The organism is Myxococcus sp. CA040A (assembly GCF_013336725.1).
Classification (GTDB): domain Bacteria; phylum Myxococcota; class Myxococcia; order Myxococcales; family Myxococcaceae; genus Myxococcus; species Myxococcus llanfairpwllgwyngyllgogerychwyrndrobwllllantysiliogogogochensis.
This window is the reverse complement of sequence record NZ_JABUMR010000005.1, coordinates 160,344-177,984: the sequence shown is the minus strand read 5'-3', so window position 1 is coordinate 177,984 and position 17,641 is coordinate 160,344. Positions and strand designations below refer to the sequence as shown.

At 69.3% G+C, this 17,641-nt stretch carries 16 protein-coding genes; 9 read left to right on the top strand and 7 right to left on the bottom strand.

The window, feature by feature from the left end; translation table 11 throughout:
• Positions 1-46 precede the first annotated feature (46 nt).
• Positions 47-397 (top strand): nuclear transport factor 2 family protein, encoded by a 351-nt coding sequence (locus HUA75_RS22625; protein ID WP_174463951.1) that lies wholly within the window; start codon positions 47-49, stop codon positions 395-397.
• Positions 398-464: 67 nt separating this feature from the next.
• Here the strand turns inward: HUA75_RS22625 and HUA75_RS22620 are convergent, their stop codons facing one another.
• Positions 465-1,487: a hypothetical protein gene (locus HUA75_RS22620; RefSeq protein WP_174487583.1), complete on the bottom strand. Its 1,023-nt coding sequence runs from the start codon at positions 1,485-1,487 to the stop codon at positions 465-467.
• Positions 1,488-1,750: 263 nt separating this feature from the next.
• On the opposite strand from HUA75_RS22620, the gene HUA75_RS22615 reads away from it, so the two are divergent.
• Positions 1,751-2,764, top strand: a complete 1,014-nt coding sequence (locus HUA75_RS22615) for a M91 family zinc metallopeptidase (RefSeq protein WP_174487582.1) — start codon at positions 1,751-1,753, stop codon at positions 2,762-2,764.
• 57 nt (positions 2,765-2,821) lie between these two features.
• On the opposite strand, the gene HUA75_RS22610 is transcribed toward HUA75_RS22615, so the two are convergent.
• Complete coding sequence (locus HUA75_RS22610) at positions 2,822-4,708, bottom strand: PAS domain S-box protein (RefSeq protein WP_254627754.1); 1,887 nt, start codon at positions 4,706-4,708, stop codon at positions 2,822-2,824.
• A gap of 302 nt (positions 4,709-5,010) precedes the next feature.
• On the opposite strand from HUA75_RS22610, the gene HUA75_RS22605 reads away from it, so the two are divergent.
• The 4 genes from HUA75_RS22605 to HUA75_RS22590 all read left to right on the top strand — a co-directional run bounded on the left by HUA75_RS22605 (position 5,011) and on the right by HUA75_RS22590 (position 9,312).
• The gene (locus HUA75_RS22605; protein WP_141641444.1) at positions 5,011-5,838 is read left to right on the top strand and encodes an AraC family transcriptional regulator; all 828 of its coding nucleotides are present in this window, start codon (positions 5,011-5,013) and stop codon (positions 5,836-5,838) included.
• Between the two features lie 75 nt (positions 5,839-5,913).
• Positions 5,914-6,714 (top strand): GNAT family N-acetyltransferase, encoded by an 801-nt coding sequence (locus tag HUA75_RS22600; RefSeq protein WP_174487580.1) that lies wholly within the window; start codon positions 5,914-5,916, stop codon positions 6,712-6,714.
• A gap of 110 nt (positions 6,715-6,824) precedes the next feature.
• A complete protein-coding gene (locus HUA75_RS22595) occupies positions 6,825-8,702 on the top strand; it encodes a M48 family metallopeptidase (protein WP_254627709.1) in 1,878 nt (625 codons plus the stop codon).
• Between the two features lie 94 nt (positions 8,703-8,796).
• The gene (locus HUA75_RS22590) at positions 8,797-9,312 is read left to right on the top strand and encodes a hypothetical protein (RefSeq protein ID WP_174487579.1); all 516 of its coding nucleotides are present in this window, start codon (positions 8,797-8,799) and stop codon (positions 9,310-9,312) included.
• Positions 9,313-9,368: 56 nt separating this feature from the next.
• On the opposite strand, the gene HUA75_RS22585 is transcribed toward HUA75_RS22590, so the two are convergent.
• Complete coding sequence (locus HUA75_RS22585) at positions 9,369-10,073, bottom strand: NADPH-dependent F420 reductase (protein WP_174487578.1); 705 nt, start codon at positions 10,071-10,073, stop codon at positions 9,369-9,371.
• A 318-nt stretch (positions 10,074-10,391) separates the two neighbouring features.
• Between HUA75_RS22585 and HUA75_RS22580 the strand changes: the two genes are divergently transcribed.
• Genes HUA75_RS22580 through HUA75_RS22570 form a run of 3 tightly spaced genes read left to right on the top strand, consistent with a single transcriptional unit; the run spans position 10,392 to position 13,948 of the window.
• Positions 10,392-12,443 (top strand): PAS domain-containing sensor histidine kinase, encoded by a 2,052-nt coding sequence (locus HUA75_RS22580; RefSeq protein WP_174487577.1) that lies wholly within the window; start codon positions 10,392-10,394, stop codon positions 12,441-12,443.
• Between the two features lie 56 nt (positions 12,444-12,499).
• The gene (locus HUA75_RS22575; RefSeq protein ID WP_174487576.1) at positions 12,500-13,096 is read left to right on the top strand and encodes a hypothetical protein; all 597 of its coding nucleotides are present in this window, start codon (positions 12,500-12,502) and stop codon (positions 13,094-13,096) included.
• A gap of 39 nt (positions 13,097-13,135) precedes the next feature.
• A complete protein-coding gene (locus HUA75_RS22570; protein WP_174487575.1) occupies positions 13,136-13,948 on the top strand; it encodes a hypothetical protein in 813 nt (270 codons plus the stop codon).
• Positions 13,949-13,974: 26 nt separating this feature from the next.
• Here the strand turns inward: HUA75_RS22570 and HUA75_RS22565 are convergent, their stop codons facing one another.
• The 4 genes from HUA75_RS22565 to HUA75_RS22550 form a co-directional block, all read right to left on the bottom strand.
• Complete coding sequence (locus HUA75_RS22565; protein ID WP_174487883.1) at positions 13,975-15,177, bottom strand: class I SAM-dependent methyltransferase; 1,203 nt, start codon at positions 15,175-15,177, stop codon at positions 13,975-13,977.
• A 263-nt stretch (positions 15,178-15,440) separates the two neighbouring features.
• On the bottom strand, positions 15,441-16,223 hold the full coding sequence (locus tag HUA75_RS22560; RefSeq protein WP_174487574.1) for a polymer-forming cytoskeletal protein: 783 nt from the start codon (positions 16,221-16,223) through the stop codon (positions 15,441-15,443).
• 77 nt (positions 16,224-16,300) lie between these two features.
• Entirely contained in the window at positions 16,301-16,954 is a 654-nt protein-coding gene (locus HUA75_RS22555) for a hemolysin III family protein (RefSeq protein WP_174464686.1), read from the bottom strand.
• Positions 16,955-17,197: 243 nt separating this feature from the next.
• Positions 17,198-17,641 (bottom strand): DUF4267 domain-containing protein, encoded by a 444-nt coding sequence (locus HUA75_RS22550; protein WP_174463943.1) that lies wholly within the window; start codon positions 17,639-17,641, stop codon positions 17,198-17,200.

Below are 17,641 nucleotides of genomic sequence, written 5' to 3'. Positions count from 1 at the left end.
TCTGTCAGCGCCCTGGGAGAGGGTGGGGGCTCTTTCGGAGGTCGACATGGGAAGTCCAGCGGAAGTGGTGAAGGCGTACTTCGACGCGTGGAGCGAGAAGGACGAGGCGAAGTTGCGCGGCACGCTCGCGCCCGACGTGAGCTTCGTCGGTGCGCTGGGGACGGCGGATGGGGCCGACGCGTGCGTGAAGGGGCTGGTCAACGGCATGTGGAAGGTGTCGCCCCAGGTGACGGTGCTGCACCGCTTCGTGGACGGTGCCGAGGTGATGACCTGGTTCGAGATTCATCCCTCCGACGGAGCTCCGATTCCGGTCGCGAACTGGAGCCACGTCGAGAACGGGCGCATCTCCCGCATTCGCGTCACCTTCGACCCGCGTTCGCTCCTGGCGAAGCGCTGACCGACGGCGACCTTCGGCTGTCCTGGAGCTGAGGCGGCTCCAGGACAGCCGTTGAGGCGGCGCGCCGCTATTCGATGGAGGCGACCTTGTCGTCCTTGTCGAACGTGACCTTCACCTTGGAGATCTTGCTCTTCCAGTAGGTCCAGACGGTGGAGTCGAACGAGGGCGTCTCGTGCGGCGGAGGAGGGCCCCACGCCATCCGCACGGCGGTGCGGGACATGCCGGTCACCACCTCCGACGCGGAGACCTTCTTGCGGTCCTCCGCCGACAGCGTCGCGAGCTTGGGGGCCTGGTCCTCGGGGGCGAACGCGGCCTGGAACAGCGCCCAGGTGTCCGCGCCAGAGCGCGAGTCGTTCTCGAACACGAACTCCTTGCCCGTCTCCACGACCTTGAAGCTCACCTTCGAGTCGCTCTTGTCCAGCACCTCCACCCGGGTGTTGAACGGGAGGATGGGGCCCTTGAGGTAGTTCACCCAGGACAGGGTGTCGCCCTCGAAGTGGAAGTTCGCCGTCGCGTGGTGGAAGACCTTCTCCGTGGGGACGGGGGCGGGCGCCGGCTCATCGCCGAACGAAACCACCTTGCCCGCGCTGTCGAAGACCACGTCGAACGTGGAGAACTTCGAGCTCCAGTAGGTCCACTTGGTGCTCTCGAGCGACAGCGTCCGGTGTGGCGGCGGCGGGCCCACGGTCAGCAGCACCGCGTCCCGGGACATGCCCTTGGCCAGCTCACCCGCCTTGACCTGCTTCTGCTCTTCCGGCGTGAGCGCGGCGATTCGCGCCGCGGGGTCCGTCGCCGCGAAGAAGCCGGGGAACAGCGCGACGGCGCTCTTGCCCAGGCTCTTGTGGGAGACGAATTTGAACTCGGCCCCCGAGTCGAGCACCTTGCAGCGCACCTCATCGTCGCTCCGCTTGAGGACCTCGACCTTGGTCCCGACGGGAATCGACAGCCCCTTGCCGCGATAGTTCACCGCGGAGAGCTGGTTCTTGTTGAGCAGGAGGTTGGCCTGGGAGAACAACACCTCGGCCTGGGCACTCACGGTCGTCAGCAGTCCCAGTGCGAGCAGGGTGCTGAGCACGTTCTTTCGATTCATACGATGGATGAGCCTTGGGTGGATGAAGGGCGTGCTTCTAGGCGCCCACCCCGGGGTTTGCCAGCCTGGGGGGCGCCGCGCCTGATGACGGCGGTCATCAGCCCCTTGTTCACGGTCATCAGCCAAGGCGCTCCGAAGAGCCCCACGCCTGGTGGAACCTCTTGAAATCAGGGCGCTCCACGGCCGCCGCGCGCCACGGGGAGGCTGGCACACCGGATGCTCTAGGGAGCCTCGTCACCGACTCCCTCCAGAGGCGATCCCCCATGAAGCTCCGCTCCAAGCCGTCTTCCCTTCGGTCCCCGTCCTCCTCCTCCAGCTCGCGTTCCCGGAGCAACAGCGCGCCCCCGAAGTTGGAGACGAGCTCGCCGAAGTCGCCGGAGAAGAGCCCGCCGAAGAAGACCGAGTCGGCCCCGAAGCCCGACGCTCCCCGCCCGACCCCCGCCGAGCTCCAGAACGGCAAGAACAACCTCAAGCCGACGGACTACGGCGTGGCGCACCCGGACCTCCAGGGCATCCGGACCCGCCGCGACAGCGGCCAGTCGGGCGCGGACTTCGCCGACTTCACCTCGGATGTCCGCGACTCCACGCACCGGCTGACGAGCAAGCCCGAGGGCGGCCGGTTGATGACGGAGCTCAATGACCGGACCTCCCACGTGAATCCGGGGGCCATCGGCACGCAGCGCAACCCGCTGACGGTGGCGGACATCTACTCGGGCCGCGACGCCGCGATGCCCATGTCGCACGCGCCCCGGCACAACGGCGGCCTCGACTCGCTCCGCCCCGCGTACCGCTACGAGGGCCAGCCCGGAGCGGGCACCGCCAGCCGCATCAACTACAACGAGAACGCCCCGGGGCAGCGCTTCAACAGCCTGGGCCACGAGTCGGTCCACGCCTGGCGCGCGGCCAACGGCGTGCAAGTGAGCCCGCTGGCGGCCAGCAAGCACCACGACGCGGACGTCTTCAAGCGCTTCCCCGAACACTCCGCCAACATGAAGGACACCGTCGAGACGCGCCTGCGTCTGCGCGAGGAGTTCGAGACGGTGGGCCTGCGTCCCACGCCGCACACGCCCGCGGGCTGGGCCCCCACCGAGAACAAGATTCGCCAGGAGCACGGGCTGCCGTCCCGCCAGGACTACTCGGGCATGCTGCCGGACCGGAACCAGAACGACGTCAACCTCGGCAACTATGACGCGGGCTCGGACACCCGGAACCCGTTCCAGAAGATGCTGGGCACGCCGTCGCCCATCGGGAAGATTCTCGGCGACCTCGAGAAGTGAGCTCCCGGGCGCGGCCCTTCATTCAGAGGGGCCGCGGCTCGCCGTCGAGAGAGGGCTTCAGCGAGGCGCCGAGCTGCACGCGTGGCGGGGCAGGGTCACGATGAACGTGGTGCCTTTGTCTGTCGAGGACCGCACGTCGATGCGGCCCCCGTGCGCGTCGACAATCGACTTCACGATGAACAGGCCGAGTCCCACGCTGCGGCCCGCCTTGTCCACGCCGTCGGTGCCCCGCTGGAAGGGCTGGAAGAGGGCGGGGAGCTGGTCCTCCGGAATGGGCGCCCCCATGTTGTGCACGCTGAACGTCACCTGCTCGGCGTCGCCCCGGCAGGCGACGTGGATGGGCGTCTCCGGCTCGCCGTACTTCAGGGCATTCGTCACCAGGTTCTGGAGCACCTGGGAGAGCCGGTCCCCATCCCACAGGCCCTGCCCGTTTCCACTCAGCTCCACGCGGACCTGGGCGGAGGGGTTGGCCGCTTCCACCTCCTCCACCATGGCGCGCATCAAGGCGTGGAGGTCCGTGGGGCCACACTCAATCCGGATGCCGCCGCCCATCCGGGCCTGGGTGAAGTCCAGCAGCTCGTTCACCATCCGCACCGCGCGCGCGGCGGAGGACTGGATGCGGGCCGCCAGCTTGCGGACACCCGGGTCCAGCCCGTCCTGCTGGTTCAGCCGGGCGGCCCCCATCAGGATGGCGCCCAGGGGATTTCGCAGGTCATGGCTCACGATGCCGATGAGCTGCTGTTCGAACTCCGCTTGCCGCCGCTGCTGCTCGACCGAGTGCTCTCGCTCCTTCGTCAGCCTCCGCTCGGCGGTGATGTCCTGGAGCAGCGCCACATAACCGCCCGGGTCCTGCCCCGGCTCCCGGTGCGCGATGAAGGTCACCTTCACGTCGCGCGTGCCGCCCAGGCGGTAGGGGACGTCGTGCTGCTCGAACGAGAAGCTCTCGCCCGCGAGGCCTCGCTTCACGTACGGGCCGAGCACGGCGTACGCCGCCTCCCCGATGACCTCCCGGATGGACCTTCCCCGGAGGCTGTCCTGCTCAATCCCGAACCACTCCTCATAGGCCTTGTTGACCCGGCCGTAGGTCTCGTCCGGTGCGACATACGAGACGAGGACGGGGATGGCGTCGAGCAGCACGCGCAGCTCGGCCTCGCTGGCGCGAATCTTCGCGTCCAGGGCTTCGCTGTGTCGCCTCACGCGCGTCTGCTCGGTGACGTCGCGGAAGACGAGCACGGCGCCGGTCAGGTCGCTCGCGCCCACGCGGATGGGGGCGGCGCTGTCCTCGATGGGGACTTCGGAGCCGTCCTTGCGCGACAGCAGCGTGGCCCCGATGAGTCCCTGGGGCGTGCCGAGCGTGAGCACGCGGCCCACGGGGTCCTCCACCGGGGCCCGCGTGCCCGCGTCGATGAGGCGGAAGACCTCCGACACGGGACGCTGGCGCGCGTCCGAGTCATGCCAGCCGGTGACCCGCTCGGCCACGGGGTTGAGGAAGGTGATGCGCCCGGCCCGGTCCGTGGTGATGACGGCGTCGCCGATGCTGGAGAGCGTCGTCGCCAGGTACGCCTCGCGCTCGCGCAGCTGCTGCCCCTGGGCCCGGATGCGCAGGAGGCTGCCCACGCGCGCGAGCAGCTCCGCGTCGTCATAGGGCTTGGAGACGTAGTCGCTGGCCCCGGCCCGCAGGCCTTCCGTGAAGTCCGCGTGGGCTCCGCGCGCGGAGAGAATCAGGATGGGCAGCGAGACGTCATCGTAGTGCTCGCGCACGTAGCGGCACGCATCCAGGCCCGAGACGCCCGGCAACTGCCAGTCCAGCAGGAGCACGTCGGGAGGCGGACCCTGGGTGAGCCGCTCGAGCATCGTCTCCGCGTCGCGGAAGGTCTCGACCGCGTGGTGCTTCGACAGGAGCGCGCGAGCCCGCTCCATCTGCATGGCGCTGTCATCGACCATCCACACGCGGGCCGGGTCCACCGCGCGAGGAGGTGCAGGGTCGATTCCAGGGCCAGGGATGCGCGAGTTCACGAGTGGGGCGGGGGAAGGATTGGAGCGGCGAACGGTGAGGCGAGGATTGCGTTGCGTAGCACGGAAGCGAAGGTGCCGTGCGAACACGACGTTCCGCGTTGAACTCATTCGCGGCCCGTGGGAGGTCCCGCTCGGCTGGCGCTGCGATGTTCATGAATCTGGACATACGCTGGCGTCGCCCTGGAAGCCGACCCGAGCTGGAGCGCCACGTGACAGGACCTGCGAGACGGATGGAACCCCTGGCCTCGGTGGCCTGGGAGGGCGTGGGCGTGGCCCTCTACCAGCATCAACAAGTGTGCACGGCGGAGCACCATCATCCGGAGTCGCAGCTGCTCATGCCGCTGGTCCGCCAGTCCCTCCAGGGACGGTGGCGGCCCGCCGGGCGTCCGGTGGACCTTCGCGTGACCTGCGAGGAGGTGGGCGTCGTCAGCCCCGAGCAGCCCCATTCCTTCGCGTGGGCGGAAGGCGCCCAGGTGGTGTCCTTCTTCCTGCACCCGGAGCGGCTCGCCGTGCTCAGCGGGGAGTCCGGCGCGGGGCGCGGACTGCGGTCCATTCCGTCCGCGTGTCAGAGAGACCCGGTGCTGAGGGAGCTGCTGCGCGCCAGCGGCGAGGCGCTGCGTGACGGCCTGCCACCCGCCCGGCTGGAGATGGAGGCGCTGGCCACGGTGGTGGGGCTGCGGCTGTTGCGGCTGGATGGGCAGCGGCGGCGCGCGAGCCTCCAGGCGGTGGGCCTCGCGACCTGGCAGCTTCGTCGCGTCACCGACTTCGTGGAGGCGAACCTGGACGGCCCGCTGGGACTGGAGGCGCTGGCGGGGGTGGTGGGGCTGAGCCCGTCGCACTTCGCTCGGAGCTTCAAGCGGGCGACGGGGAGCACACCGCACCGCTTCGTCCTGACGCGGAGGCTGGAGCGGGCCCGGGAGCTGCTCGTCACCAGCGCGCTTCCACTGGGGGACGTGGCGCAGGCCACCGGCTTCTGCAGCCAGAGTCACTTCACGGCGCTGTTCCGTGCCCGCCATGGCGCCACGCCCGCGCGCTTTCGCCGCGAGCGGCGGGCGTGAAGCAGCGCACGATTGTGACAAGCGGCGCCGGAAGCCGGTAGACGCCGCCGTCCGTCGTGGATGAGGGTGCGCGCCATGCAGCCCTCTTCTTCGCCGTCACGCCTGGTCGTGGACCCCTTGCTCGCCCGACGCCTGGAGCTGGCCCAGGCCGCGCAGAATCGCGGTGCCACGCCGCCCTCCGGTGTCCTTGAAGTCGCGGGGGGCCTGGCCCTCTTCAACGGCCCGGACTCGCCCCTCACGCAGGCGCTCGCGCTGGGATTGGAAGGGCCCGTCAGCGTCGAGGACCTGGACCGGGTGGAGTCCCATCTGGGCCAGGGCGGCGGCGTGCTCCAGATAGACCTGCTGCCCTTCGCCCATCACACGCTGGCCCAGGGGCTGGCGCAGCGGGGCTACCAGGTGGGCGAGTTCCAGCAGGTGCTCGTGCGCGAGTTGCCGGGAAGTCCCACGCCGCCGACGGTCGCGGAGGTTCGTCCCCTTCGCCCTGGCGAGGCGGAGGTCTTCTCGCGCACGGTGGCCCAGGGCTTTCTCGGACGCGAGGAGGTGTCGGACGCGGAGGCCTCGCTCATGTTGGGCACGGCGTCGATGTCGGGCACCACCTGCTTCCTCGCGCTGGTGGACGGAGAGCCCGCGGGCGGCGGCACCGTGGCCCTGCATGACGGCGTGGCGACGCTGTCCGGGACGGGGGTGCGCGAGCGCTTCCGTGGCAGGGGGCTGCAGCAGGAGTTGATTGCCGCGCGACTGGCGTGGGCCCTTCGCCAGGGGTGTACGTTGGCGGCGAGCAGAACCCTGCCGGCCAGCGCGTCTCAGCGGAACATGGAGCGCATGGGGTTCTTCATCGCGTACCCCAAGGTGGTGATGATGCGGCAGCGCTCGTAGCGCCGTGCACGGCTGTGTCGGGCATCGGTGTGCGGTCCTGGCATGGCGGGAGTTCCAGACTCTTGGGAACGGAGACGTGCGCCAGGGGGCTGGTGAGAGGACACCCGCCCATGCGTAAGATTCCCGGCACCGAAATCATGCGCCCTACGACAACCGCTCCCGGCTTCCTGCGCGGCTATGTGCTGCCCGCCCTCTGGCTCTTTGCCCTCCCACTCTTTGGTCTGTGGTTCACCGGCCACGCCACCTCCAGCGTGGACGGGGACGTGCTCTCGTCCATCGAGCAGCAGGTTGCCCAGGACACCCAACTCGACGAGCAGCAGCGGCAGGAGACCCTGGCCTTCTTCCGCGCCGTTCCGGCCTCCGCGGCCTGCCTCAGCACGGATGCGGAGCTGGCGAACTTCCGGAGCAACCTCGGCGGGGTGTGCAAGGACGTGCAGCAGTTCGACTGGATGCACAGCCTGGCGCTGGGCTTGCTGGCACTCGGGCTCGCCACCACGGTGATTGCCCTGTTGTGTGGTCTGGCCGCGTTCGTCTCGCGCCCCTTCCAGTACGGCAGCTTCGTCATCGGCTGGAACGTGCTGCGCGTCACCGGGGCGCTCCAGGCGATAGGCCAGGGCGGCCTGGCCGTGTGGCTGTCCTATTGGGTGACGGCGCTCTGGTTCAACCGCTACTCGCCCAAGCTCATCCTGGTGGTGGGCGCGCTGGCCGCCATGGCCATCTTCATGGTGGTGGTCGCCATCTTCCGTCGTCCGCCCATGGACTTCGAGGTGGAGGCGGAGGTGCTCGAGGAGTCGAAGGCGCCGGAGCTCTGGGCGCACGTGCGCAAGCTGTGCGCGCGGCTCCAGACGCCTCCCCCCAACAACATCCTCGCGGGCATCGACGCCAACTTCTTCGTCACCGAGGGCGACGTGCGCGTCGGGGACCGGACGCTCTCGGGCAGGACGCTCTACGTGAGTCTGTCCCTGCTGCGCCTCATGGAGCAGTCGGAGGCCGACGCGGTGCTCGCGCACGAGATGGGGCACCTGCTGGGCGGAGACACGGGGCACGGCAAGCGGCTCGCGCCGATGCTCGCGCACTTCGGCCAGTACCTCCAGACGCTGCACGAGGGCGGACTGACGCGGCCCATCTACCACTTCATGGTGGCCTATCGCGGGCTCTTCGAGCTGTCGCTGGGCCGCAGCCGGCGCGCGAGCGAACTCGCCGCGGATCGCCTCGCCGCGGGCATCACCTCGGGTCGGGACATCGCCCGCTCGCTGGTGAAGGTGGGCGCGTACGCGGGCTTTCGTGAGCGCGTGGAGTCGGACCTCTTCTCCCGCGACGAGCGGCAGCAGTCCGTGGCCATCGCCCGGCGGGTCGCCCTCGGCTTCGCGGAATACGCGCAGTCCGACGCCGTGCATGGCGACCTGCACGGGACGGTGACGCCGCATCCGTTCGACTCCCACCCGCCGCTCTCCGCGCGGCTGGAGAACGTGAACGCGCGGCTGGCGCCGGGGGACATGGCGCAGGTGCTGCTCGAGCCGGTGACGTTCTCCTGGGTGACCACCATCGAGGACGTGGACGCCATCGAGGCGCGGCTGTGGGGCGCGTACGAGGCGCGCTTCTCCCAGGCACACGACATGGTGCTCGCCTACCGCTACGTGCCGTCCAACGAGGCGGAGCGCGAGCACGTGGAGCGGCACTTCCCGCCGCTGACCTTCGAGGGCAAGGACGTCGGAGTGGACGCGCAGCTGGACTTCGCGCAGGTGAGCTACACGGAGTGGGAGGAGCCCGTGCTGCTCGAGCACGTGACGAACGCGAGCACCGCGGACCGCATGTTCAAGAAGTACCTGGACCTGCAGCTCGCGGGCGAGGGCGGCTCCAAGGAGAAGCGCTCCATCTGCTTGAGCAAGCTGAAGGACCCGGACGCGCTGCTGCGTGCCTTCGAGCACTACCTGGGGCGCAGCAGGGCCATGAAGGAATACCAGGCGCGCTCGCAGCAGGCAGCCTGAGGCGCGGTCCGCGGTGAGCCGCAATCAGTGGCGCCCTCCCGAGCCGCGAGCGGGAGGCTGAAGCAGACACCATGGACATGATAGAAGTCTGTCCATGAACCTCTCGCTCGGGCTGATGACTGGATTGGGTGTGGCGCTCCTGGTGTCTGGTTGTGGCGGAGGCCGGAGCAACTCCAAGGTGGACTTCTCCGAGATGGGGCCGTCCATCAACTCCAAGCGTTATGCGAATCTGGAGAAGATCGCCGCCGAGGACCTCAAGTGCTCCGAGGAGCTGACGCCCACCTATCTCGGCGAGAATCAGTACCAGCTGAGCGGCTGCGGTACCTCCGGCACCTATGAGCTGCGCTGTGTGATGGGGCAGTGCTCCTGGGTTCCCGACGTGAAGGCTCGCGCGGAGTTCGACCTGGGCTGTGCACGCGCGCAGCTCGAGTCGACGCGGCTCGACAAGCACACGGCGGGGGTCACGGGTTGCGGCAAACGCGCCACCTACCGGCTGCTCGGCTCGCGCTACTCGTTGAGCTGGGTGCTCAACTCCCAGGTGAGCCAGGACGAGGCGGCGCCCGCACCCGCGCCAGCGCCCGCATCCGCAAGCGACGTCTCGCCGCTCTGAGTGCACCGGGGGACGCGTCCCAACCTGGGGCCGCGCCACCCCGCCTGCCGACGCGGTCAGCCCTTCTTCTGCGCCTCGAAGAACGCCTTCGCCGCGTCGTCCGCGGCCTTGCGGTACTCGGGGATGCGGCTCCGGTCCGCCGACGCGAGCGCTTCCTTCAGGCTTCGCGCGTCGAGGTCCCGGGTGTAGCAGGGCGTTCCCGGCTGCTGGCGCCACGACTCCTCGAGGCCGCCCACATCGACCGGGTCGAACCCGAGCTCGTCGACGAGCCGGAGGACCTTCGCTCGCGCCTCGGGCGGGTCGCCCGCGACGGGGAGCGCGATACGCCCGGCAGTCCCCTTCGGCGTGCCCTTCTCCGCCAGGGATTGGGAGTAGATGTTGTTGAACACCTTGATGACCGGCCGCCCGAGCAGGCCGCTGACCCACTCGCTCTCAATCTGTCCGCCCGTCAGCGCGGAGATGCCGCCGTCGCGGCTCGGGTAGTAGTTGCCGGTGTCGATGACGACCACGTCCGAGGGGACGCCCGCGAAGAGATTCTTCGGCAGGTCCTCCACCGCGCGCTGGGGGATGGTGACGACCACGACCTCGCCCCCGCGAGCGGCCTGTTCGACGGTGACGGGGGTGGCTCCAATCTCGGCCGCGAGCGCGCGGAGCGAGTCCGGTCCGCGCGAGTTCGCGATGACGACCTCGTGACCCAGCTTCACCCACTTCCTCGCCAGTGCCGCGCCGATATGGCCCGCGCCGATGATTCCAATCTTCATCTGTCACTCCGGTTGGTAGGGGGACGGCAAGGCGTGCGCCTCGCCACCTGACCCCGGTGATAACCCCCTCAGCGCGTGGACGCTCGTGAGAGAGGGTGCGCCGGGCGCCGAAGGCCTCATCCGCTGATAGGGGGTTCAGGGCCCGCGGGAGTGTCCTGGCCTGCGAGCGGTGCCTCCGTGAGCACGCGATGTCGAGGATGCGGCTGTAAAAAGGACTGGCTGTCCGAATGGGCTCGCCCGGCGTCGCGGAGTTGTTTCATGCGAGGGAGCGATGCTCTAGAACTCCGCTCCCGCGGCACGACCGGGGAGCGCGACCACGTGAATGCGGAGGAGCTGTTCAGCGGGACCGGGGAGATGGCTGCCCGGATGCGCGCGATGGACTGGGGTTCGACTCCCGTGGGCCCCGTGGAGCGCTGGCCCGGCTCGCTGCGGACCACCGTCCAGACCTTGCTCCACTCGCGCCACCCCATGTTCCTCTGGTGGGGCCCCCAGCTCATCCAGTTCTACAACGACGCCTATGTGCCCAGCTTCGGCAAGGGCAAGCACCCCGCGGCCCTCGGGCGGCCGGGTCGGGAGACGTGGCCTGAAATCTGGCCCATCATCGGACCGCAAATCGAAGACGTGATGCGCGAGGGGAAGGCCAGCTGGAACGAGGACCAGCTCGTCCCCATCTTCCGCAACGGCCGCATCGAGGACGTCTACTGGACCTATGGCTACTCCCCGGTCTTCGACGAGTCCGGGAAGATTCAAGGCACGCTGGTGGTCTGCACGGAGACCACCGGGCGCATCTTCAGCGAGCAGGCCCTGAGGCGCAGCGAGGACCGCCTGCGTCGGGTCGTGGAGGCCTCCGGGGCCGGCACCTGGGAGCTGGAGGTCGCCACCGGGGGGCTGACGGCGGATGCTCGGATGGCCGAACTCTTCGGGCTGCTGGAGCAGACGGAGTACGGCCTCCCCCAGTTCCTCGAACGCATCCATCCCGATGACGTGGAATCCGTGCGCGCGAGCATCGCCGCCGCGCTCGCGGGGGAGGCGAAGGGGCATTACCTGCGGGAGCACAGGATGAGAGGGAGCTCGGGTGAGCGGCCTCGCTGGGTCGAAGCGCGAGGTCAGGTCTCCTTCGACGCGGAGGGAAGGGCGACCCGGTTCATCGGGACGGCGCTCGACATCAGCGAGCGCAAGTGGGCGGAGGAGGAGGGCCAGCTCGCGCGTCAGGAACTCCAGAGCTTCCTGCTGCAAGCCCCGCTGGGCATCGCCATCCTCAGCGGGCCGCGCCACGTCTACACCTTCGTGAACGCCCCCTACATGTCCATGCTGTTCGGAGGGCGCCCGGCCACGGACCTCTTGCACCTGCCCGTCCGGGAAGCGCTGCCGGAGCTGGAGGGGCAGGGGTTCCACGAGATTCTCGACGGCGTCTATCAGACGGGCAAGAGCTTCCATGGCACGAAGCTGCGCGCGTCCATGGTCCAGTCCGACGGGGCCGAGCGGGAGCTGTTCATCAACTTCACCTACCAGGCGAAGCGCGACCCGGCCGGGCGCATCGACGGCATCCTGGTGGTCATCTACGAGGTGACCGACCAGGTCAACGAGCAGAAGGAGATTGAGCAGCTCGCGGAGAACCTCCGCGCGGCCATCGTCTCGCGGGACACGTTCCTCGGGGTCGCCTCGCATGAGCTCAATACGCCGCTGACCACGCTCAAGCTGCAGGCGCAGATGAGCAAGCGGCTCTTCGCGAACCAGGGCCTCGCGGCGTTTCCGCCCGCGCGCTTCGAGAAGCTGCTCGACACCACGCTCATCCAGGTGGACCGGCTGGGGCGCCTGGTCAATGACATGCTCGACGTGTCGCGCATCAGCACGGGCAAGCTGACGGTGATACCCGAGGAGACGAACCTCTCCGACCTGGTGCGGGAGGTGCTGGGTCGTTTCACGCCCCAGTTCGAGGCCGCTGGAATCCAGCTCGAGCAGCAGGTGGCGGACGGCCTTGTCGTCCGTCTGGATGCCGCGCGAATCGAACAGGTGCTGACGAACTTCATCACCAACGCCATCAAGTACGCGCCCGGCAAGCCGGTGCACGCGAAGCTCGAGTCGCGGGAGGGCTGGGTGAAGTTCAGCCTCCGGGATGAAGGCCGTGGCATCCCTCCCGAGCATCACGAGCGAATCTTCGTCCGCTTCGAGCGCGCGACTTCCGCGAGCGAGTCCAGCGGTCTGGGGCTGGGCCTCTACATCTCCAAGCAGCTCATCCTGGAGCATGGCGGGAGGATTTCGGTCGAGAGCGAGCCGGGCCAGGGCGCCACGTTCAGCTTCGAGCTGCGCCAGGGCGCGAAGGACTCACCCGGGCCGTCGGGTCGGGGCGGGCCCACCCCCCGCTCTTGAAAATGAGACACGCGCGCCGCAAGGTGGAGGACCCCCTGACAGGGCGAGGTCCGAGCATGGCCGCAGTGATTCTCGATGCCCGCTGTGTCGCTCCCTTCGTCGTCCGCGTGCGCTTCAGCGACGGGCATGAGGGCGAGGCGAGCCTCAAGCCGTGCCTCTTCGACTGGGAGCCCGCGCGCGTTCCCGACCTCACCGAGGAGACGCGCGACTGGCTGCGCTCGCCGGAGAACTTTCAGACCGTCCGCGTGGACCCCGAGACGGGCACGCTGGCCTGGGGGGACGTGAAGCCGTTCAGCACGTCCCTGGTGTACTGGCGCGTGGAGCAATACCGGATGAAGGTGACCGTTCGCTCGAAGCAGGGCGAGGTCCTCTCCAAGCTGCTGCTTGGTGGTCGGCACGAGGTCTGGTCCAGTCCGCTCACCGTCGGACGGGCGGCGACGAACGTCATCGTCGTGGACCAGGAGGGGGTGGCCGAGCACCAGGTCAAGGTGACGGTCGGCGGGGGGCACCACCCCTGCTTCTACGTCGAAGCGGTGGAGGGCGTGACGACGGTCGGCGCGAAGCAGCTGTCGATGCCCGGTGAGCGCTGTCGGGTCTCCGCGCGGGAGCCGCTCCTGCTGGAGGTGGGTGCGTGCGTCGTGGATATCGAGTGAAGTCGAGCCTCCCTTCCTGATGGCAGGCCCGGACGTCACGTGAGCGCGCCCCCGAGAGAAGCCACGCAGTTGTTGGCGACGCTGCTCGTCGCCGCTCCCTTGTTTCATGAAGAGCAGGTGGGGCCGCCCGGAGCGCGGGCACATGGCTCCAAGGGCCGCGTCGCGGTGCCGGAAGGACTCCTCACCGTGCCCAACCGGGCGAGCGCGTTCGGCGAGGATGCGAGCGAGTCGTTCGTGACGGAGGGCGCCTCGCTCCTCGGGAAGGAGCGCGAGTTGGTGCAGCTCTGCCTCGACACGCCGAACTTCAATTGCTGTCGTCTGCGGTTCGGTTTGGAGGTCCGCATCGGAGGCCGGTCCTGGACGGAGGGGACCTTCGACCATTTCTGGCAGGTCGCGAGTTGGTTCACCGCGGTGGAGACCCTGCTCGTCGATGGCGAGCGCTCCTCCGCGGGCGCCATCGTCTGGGACCAGTCCGCCCTGGGCCTGGAGCGCGATGGCTCACGCGTCACGATGTCCGACGCGAACGTGGCGCAAGGTCTCTACGGTGCGAGGGCTCCCGACGAGGCGTGGATGCCTGTCAGCGTGAGTCTGGAGGAGCTGGTGTTCGAGCTGGCGAACGAGGGGAGGATATTGGAGACGCTCCGCCAGGGCATGCTCGCGGACATCCAGCGCCGGGGCTTCTCGCTGGAGCAGCTCCAGGCTCGACTCCAGGGGCTTGGCGACAGGCCCGACGCCTCCCTGGGAGACGCCGAGCTCTGTCTGGCGATTCTCGCTCGTGAGCTGGACCCGCCTCGGCTCACGTCGGCGGTGCTGACGCTGGAGCGCGCGGACCCGGGGCGGAGCGCCTCGTAGTCAGGCGCCACCGCTCCCCCGCTGGATTACGGCGCCACCGCCGTGAGGCAGTAGAGCGTGGTCGTCTCGCGCGAGCGCGCCATGTGCAGCGGGTCCGAGGTGTCCTGGGCCTTGGAGTGCCGTGCCACCGTCGAACGGCTCGACTTCACCGTCAGGCCGCACCGGGTGAACTGCTCCTGGAGCCATCCGGACGGACGCAGGCCGAGCAGCACCGCCAGGTCCGACAGAATCAGCAGCCCCTCGCCTCCCGGCGTGAGCGCGGCGGGGAGTCCTTCGAGGAAGCGCCGCAGGAACTGGCTGTCCTCGTCGAACACCGCGCGGTCCACCCGGTTCTTCGGCGGCTCGGGAATCCACGGCGGGTTGCAGACCACGAGGTCCGCCTTCCCCTCGGGGAAGAGGTCGGCCTCGGCCACCTGGAAGGACTTGCTCAGTCCCAACTGCTCCGCGTTTTCCCGGGCGCAGGCCACCGCGCGCGAGTCGCAGTCCGTCGCCTGCACGGACGCGGCGCCCCGCTGGAGGAGCAGGAACGAGAGCACGCCCGTCCCCGTGCCCACGTCGAATACGCGCTGGCCCTTCAGGAGGGGCAGCCAGAGCAGCAGCTCCACGTAGTCGGTGCGCGTGGGCAGGTACACGCCGTAGTGGGGATGGATGAGGCCCGTGAGGCCGGGCACCGCCAGGCCCTTTCGCCGCCACTCCGTCGCTCCGAGCATGCCGAGCAGCTGCTTGAGGGGAACGACGGTGAACTCCGTCTCCGGCTCACCCCAGACCTGTCGGCACGCCTGGGCCACGTCGGGGGCCCGCGCGAGCGCGAGCCGGTAGTCGCGGTCGAGCGACACGACGATGCGTGACAGCGTCTCGTGCTCCAACTGCCGTGCGCGACGCTCGGCCCGGAAGGCTTCCAGGGGTGAGCGCGCGTTCGACGCCCGTTCGAGCCGCCGACCCAGTGCGCCCAGGAGCTGCTTCGCGTTGTGGAAGTCGCCCGAGTACAGCAGGAACTCGCCATTCCGGACCCGCTTGAGCGCGGTGTCCGCGCTGAGCCGGTCATTCACCGCATGCAGCCGGGTGGGCGAGGGCTCGTTGCTCTCCGAGCGCCAGGTGAACGGGGCGCCAGGCGGGAGCGGGGTCGCCGGGGCGACGGGAGCCGACCCCTTGGATGGGGACGCGGTGGCGCGGGGCGCCGACCCCTTGGATGGGGACGCGGTGGCGCGGGGAGCCGACCCCTTGGACAGGGATGCGGTGGCGCGGGGCGCCGACCCCTTGGAAGGGGACGCGGTGGCGCGGGGCGCCGACCCCTTGGACGGGGACGCGGCTGCGCGGGGAGCCGCCCTCTTGGACGAGGGGGCGGTGCGAGGGGAGCGGGGGGGCATGGATCCGAGGGGGTAACACGTCCGCGAGCCACCGTCGCGCCTGGGGTGACGGTCCTACCGGGCGCTGGCGTCCTGCTCGGAGCCCTTACCCCGCCTGTCCCCGTGGAGGGCCCGGCGGCCCACCGTCACTTCTTCCGACGTCTGGGAGCCGCGGGCTGAGCCAGCGCGGGCTGCCCCCGGCGGATGAACGCCGCGAGCTTCTCCGCGTCGATGGCGTCGATCCACGGTGCCTTGGGGTCGGCCTCCTCGCCTTCTTCGTCCTCGAACACCTCGTCGGCGAAGACCTTCAGCAGCTTCGGTGAGAGGACTTCGCGGACGCGCGGGTCGGTCTCCTCGATGAACGCGTGCTTCTGTGCGCTGCGGATGTGCTTCGCGTCCCCGGTGACGAGCCGGGCCTTCACTCCGCCGTGCACTTTCACCGCGTGGTAGTTCGTGTAGACGAAGGGCGCGCTGACGTCGCCGAACACCTCGCAGCAGGCGTCATTGTCGAGGAACAGGATGGACTGGCTGGCGACGAGGTCCCCGTGTACCTCCAGGAACCCCGTGGTGATGACGTCCCGGGCCCGCAGCGAGCCGGTGACGATGACGACCGACTCAGGGTCGAGCGAGTCCTCGTAACGCCCCTTCACGGTGAGGTCGCCTTCGACGATGAGGAGGCCGATTCGCGGCCGGCGCCCGGTGACGAGCTCCTCCAGGGTGAGGTTTCCCACGTGGTGGAGGATGTCGCTGTCGGCGCGGTCGCCCCCGGCGCGCTGCTCGATGAAGCGCTTGGCGGAGCGGAGGGTGCTCGACTTCGCGAACTTCCCACGGGCGTGCTTCTTCAGCAGCGCCAGCGCCGACTCCTCCGTGAGGGTCCCCGCGCTGAAGCGCTGTGCCTTCGGGAGCAGATGTTTCTTCGTGCCCATCATGTTCGCCACGATACCGCACGGGGGCCACATCCCGATGTGTTCCCTGTCACGGCGGCTTTGCTTCGACCGCGTGGGGGCTATGCGCCCGCGGCGCGCACGAGCCGCAGCACCACCACGAAGTGGAACAGCGCGCCGACGATGGTCAACGCGTGAAACAGCTCGTGATATCCGAAGACGCCGGGACGGAAGTCAGGGCGTTTCAAGGCGTAGGCGATGGCGCCCGAGGTATAGGCGACGCCCCCCAGGAGGATGAGCGTCAGCTCGACGCCGCCGAGCGCGGCGCGCACCTCGTCGAGGTAGGGCACCAGCGTCCAGCCGACCGCGAGGGCGAGGGCGGCGGTGAGCACCTTGGGAGCATGGGCCCAGAACAGCGACTTCACCACGCCAACGAGGGCGCCGCACCAGATGGCGAGCAGCAGGCTGTCACCCGCGGCTCCGGAGAGTCCAATCAATGCGATGGGCGTGTACGTGCCGGCGATGAGGATGAAGATGGAGGCGTGGTCCATCTTCCGCATCCAGGCCCGGCCGCGCACGGACCAGTCCACCCGGTGGTAGGTGGCGCTGACCGAGAACAGCACGACGAGGCTGATGGCATACAGCGCGGCGGCGGTGGCGGTCCGGAGCGTGGGCGCCATGGAGACCAGCACGCTGCCGGCGCCGAACGCGCCCACGGCGGCGAACTGGTGCAGCACTCCGCGCAGCTTCGGCTTCTCGACGGCCTGGGCGGTCAGGACAGGCCCCCGGCACCCACCAGACAGCGGGTGCCGGAACCGGGTGCGCGCAGGCCTGGCTTCTCTCGCAGCGCGAGGGCACCGCTTCCGTGGCGGGAGGAAGACGCTGCGAAGCCCTTGGCGCGGTGCGTGACGAACATGGGTACATCAGAAGCACAGGTGCCGTGTCAGAAGCGAGTGGCGCACCTCCCCGCACACATCCGCGAGTCGAATCCGCGTGGGGGAAGGTGAGAGCAGCCCCGTTCATCGAACTCCGTTCTCCGGCAGCACGGCTTGCGACGGGCGACGGGGGCGCAGCAGCGCGGTGGCCAGGACGACGCCGTAGACCGCGGCGCTTCCATGAACCATGAGTGCGTAGGCGAGTGAGGCCCCGTTCTGCATCACGGTCAGCGCGTCCACCGTGGGCATCACGATGGTGGCGAGGACGAAGACGCCCGCGGCCTGCCGTTGCCGGGTCGCCACCAGGGCGAAGATCGCGAGCCCCAGGCCGAGGTCTCGCCCCGCCTTGATGTGCATCCAGGGAATGGCTTCGGACCCGGTGAGCGGGAGGCCGAAGCCCGTCGCCGCCCCGACGGGGTCCAACACTCCCCCGACGCTGAGGTACAGCATGAAGGCCCCCAGCAGCAGCGTGAACAGCGCGGTGGGAGAGGTGAGCTTCCAGGACAAGTTCGAGGGGGTCGGATTCAT

What these genes read in the sequence shown, in the direction of transcription:
- HUA75_RS22625 (WP_174463951.1), top strand. Translation starts at nt 47, where the DNA reads ATGGGAAGTCCAGCGGAAGTGGTGAAGGCGTACTTCGACGCGTGGAGC.
- HUA75_RS22620 (WP_174487583.1), bottom strand. Translation starts at nt 1,487, where the DNA reads ATGAATCGAAAGAACGTGCTCAGCACCCTGCTCGCACTGGGACTGCTG.
- HUA75_RS22600 (WP_174487580.1), top strand. Translation starts at nt 5,914, where the DNA reads ATGCAGCCCTCTTCTTCGCCGTCACGCCTGGTCGTGGACCCCTTGCTC.
- HUA75_RS22585 (WP_174487578.1), bottom strand. Translation starts at nt 10,073, where the DNA reads ATGAAGATTGGAATCATCGGCGCGGGCCATATCGGCGCGGCACTGGCG.
- HUA75_RS22595 (WP_254627709.1), top strand. Translation starts at nt 6,825, where the DNA reads ATGCGTAAGATTCCCGGCACCGAAATCATGCGCCCTACGACAACCGCT.
- HUA75_RS22550 (WP_174463943.1), bottom strand. Translation starts at nt 17,641, where the DNA reads ATGAATCCGACCCCCTCGAACTTGTCCTGGAAGCTCACCTCTCCCACC.
- HUA75_RS22605 (WP_141641444.1), top strand. Translation starts at nt 5,011, where the DNA reads ATGGAACCCCTGGCCTCGGTGGCCTGGGAGGGCGTGGGCGTGGCCCTC.
- HUA75_RS22590 (WP_174487579.1), top strand. Translation starts at nt 8,797, where the DNA reads ATGAACCTCTCGCTCGGGCTGATGACTGGATTGGGTGTGGCGCTCCTG.
- HUA75_RS22610 (WP_254627754.1), bottom strand. Translation starts at nt 4,708, where the DNA reads ATGGTCGATGACAGCGCCATGCAGATGGAGCGGGCTCGCGCGCTCCTG.
- HUA75_RS22560 (WP_174487574.1), bottom strand. Translation starts at nt 16,223, where the DNA reads ATGATGGGCACGAAGAAACATCTGCTCCCGAAGGCACAGCGCTTCAGC.
- HUA75_RS22615 (WP_174487582.1), top strand. Translation starts at nt 1,751, where the DNA reads ATGAAGCTCCGCTCCAAGCCGTCTTCCCTTCGGTCCCCGTCCTCCTCC.
- HUA75_RS22575 (WP_174487576.1), top strand. Translation starts at nt 12,500, where the DNA reads ATGGCCGCAGTGATTCTCGATGCCCGCTGTGTCGCTCCCTTCGTCGTC.